Origin of the sequence: Planktothrix sp. FACHB-1355 (assembly GCF_014748295.1) — a bacterium.
Lineage (GTDB): Bacteria > Cyanobacteriota > Cyanobacteriia > Cyanobacteriales > Aerosakkonemataceae > Aerosakkonema > Aerosakkonema funiforme_A.
In genome coordinates this window covers 1-2528 of record NZ_JACJUP010001032.1, presented here as the reverse complement: position 1 = coordinate 2528, position 2528 = coordinate 1, and the positions used below count along the sequence as shown (strand labels likewise).

Sequence of the window (2528 nt, the reverse complement as noted above, 5' to 3'; positions counted from 1 at the left end):
AAGTCTACAATGAGCAATTCTATATGTATTTGCGGATCGGAAAAATTTGATATAGTTATTGAAGGTAATTATTCTTATTTTCCTGTCAATGGAAAAATCGTGACATTTCAAGCACTCAAATGCTTGTCATGTGGATTGGTTATGACAAACCCAGCGCCTGTAGAAGTTGATAAAGATAGCGAAGTAAAAATACATGAAGACGACTATATCAATTATCTGGAAGAGAGTGCCTATAGAATTAACCAATTAAAGCCGTATTTAAACGACTCTACAAAGATACTAGAAATAGGCTGTTACACCGGTAAGCTAGTGGAAATGGCTGCACAGCTTGGAGTCAAAGAATCTATTGGAATAGAACTATTAAGTAAAGCCGCAGCTTATGGCAGGAGCTTAGGTAGAGATATCAGAGATATGCTTCTGGACGAGTGCAACTTTCCATCTAACTACTTTGATATAATACAAGCTCATCACGTACTTGAGCATATCCCCAATTTGCAAGAAACATTAGATGAAATTTCGAGAGTCCTTAAGCCAAATGGTATATTTTATGTAACAGTACCGCGATACAACTCTGTTTTTGTCAGGTCTGCCAATTGGGCAGGATGGTATCCTCAAGAACATTTTTGGCATTTTACAGAAAAGACTTTAATTGAGTTACTCGCTAAGCATGAATTGGAAATATCTAAATTTTGCTGTCCCATACATCATGCTACTAAAAAAGATAAATTTTACGGAGTAAAAAGAATGATGAAATGGGGAGTAAAAAACTTAAATATGGGAGATACGCTAGAAGCTTTTTTTTATAAAAAAAGTTAAAGAAGGCAGAGATGAACTAATCTGATAATTTTATGGTGCATAAATCGCCTGAAATCAACTTAAGTATAGCCTTAGTAACTCGAAACAGACCGGAGAGTTTGGATCGTTGTTTAAAAAGTTTGCGATCGCAAAACATTCAACCTTTTGAAGTAGTAGTTTCCGATGATTCCGATCCTGAATTGGCACCCAAAACAGAAGCAGTGGCAAAGTATTGGAACTGCCGCTATATTATTGGGCCTCGTCACGGTCTTTATGCGAATCGAAATTATACTGCTTTAGCTTGTCAGGGTACGCATATTCGCACGATGGATGACGATCACGTATTGCCAGATGGACATATGGAGCAGTGTATGGTAGCTGTTCGCTCCGATCCCAAATCTATCTGGACAAGTGGAGAGATAGGTTTTATCAATGGGGAGTATTGTGGGATTTCTCCAACAGCAAGCCAATTATACCCATCTGGAGTAGCTGGTGAAGTGACAGATGTTGATGATAATTGGGCGATCGCTGATGGCGCTACAATTTATCCCAGGGAAGTTTTTGACCGAGGACATAGAATGGTGGAGTGGTTTCCCTTTGGATCTAGCTACTTAGAGTTTGGAGCTTACCTCTACTACCACGGCTTTCGCAGTCGTTGCGTTCTCGGTGCATTAATTAAACACTATGCTGATGAAACGACTGTGAAGCGACAAGACAACATCAATGTCATTGAAAGCCAGCTTTATGCTAGTCTTTGTTTCAACCTGTTCTTTAAACCTAATCCAGCACTTGCTGTCAGATATAGTTTTGCATCGCTACGCTACTCGAATTTCAATCAAGATTTATTGTGGAAGTTACCTAAAATTATAGCCAAAGTAAAAAAGCGCTGGCAGAAAAATTAAAGGTAAAGTTGGGAAGCTGTAAATTCTAGTAACCACGTAAAAGGAGTAACAATGAAGACTGTAAAAAAGATAAACTACTTTAAAAATCTCCTGTTGCGCTCCAATTTTAACTACTATAGAATGGCGATGGCTCGTCCGCCTTATTGGATTGCAGCGAACGGCAAAACTTGTCAGGTATTTGCTGGTAACGATTTGGGGTCGGCAACTTGTTACGGAGAGGTAATTGTTCAGGATTGCTATGATATTTTCAAATGGTCAAAAGACTTAAATCCATCAGTAATTGTAGATATTGGTGCGAATGTAGGGATGTTTAGCAAGCTTTGCAGCTTACTGTTTCCCGATGCTGATATATATGCCTACGAACCAAATCCAATGGCATTAAGTTGGCTTGAGCAAAATGCAAAGATGACTAATATCAAAGTATTTCCTTATGCGGTTACCGATCGCACAGGAGTCGTCATGCTGGATACGAAATCTGATTCTACAAATGGGCAGATCGGTGCAGAAGGTAACTTACCTGTCAATTGTATAAGTGCCTCTGAGGTGGCGTCAGGGCGTAAAATCGATTTGTTGAAGATGGATTGTGAGGGGTCGGAGTGGTCAATATTCCAGAATACCGAACTACTCAAACGCACTCAAAACTTTTGTATGGAGTATCATTTATTTGATAAACAAACCATTCAAGAGCTACAAGAGTTAATTGAAAGATCGGGTCATCGGATTGTCCGCATATCTCCCCAAGAAAATTGGCAGAGTACGGTAGGTATTCTTTGGTCAACACAGCTATAAAATTATTTTTTTAGCCTATAAAAATAGGTTTTTATTTTTATG

At 38.8% G+C, this 2528-nt stretch carries 3 protein-coding genes; all 3 read left to right on the top strand.

The features are described from left to right. On the top strand, positions 1-816 hold an 816-nt coding region (locus H6S82_RS28565; protein ID WP_191057128.1), incomplete at its 5' end, for a class I SAM-dependent methyltransferase. A 32-nt stretch (positions 817-848) separates the two neighbouring features. Further along, positions 849-1697: a glycosyltransferase family 2 protein gene (locus H6S82_RS28560; protein WP_190461337.1), complete on the top strand. Its 849-nt coding sequence runs from the start codon at positions 849-851 to the stop codon at positions 1695-1697. 51 nt (positions 1698-1748) lie between these two features. Next, positions 1749-2486, top strand: coding sequence for an FkbM family methyltransferase (locus H6S82_RS28555; RefSeq protein WP_190461339.1), 738 nt, complete (start codon positions 1749-1751; stop codon positions 2484-2486). Positions 2487-2528 lie beyond the last annotated feature (42 nt).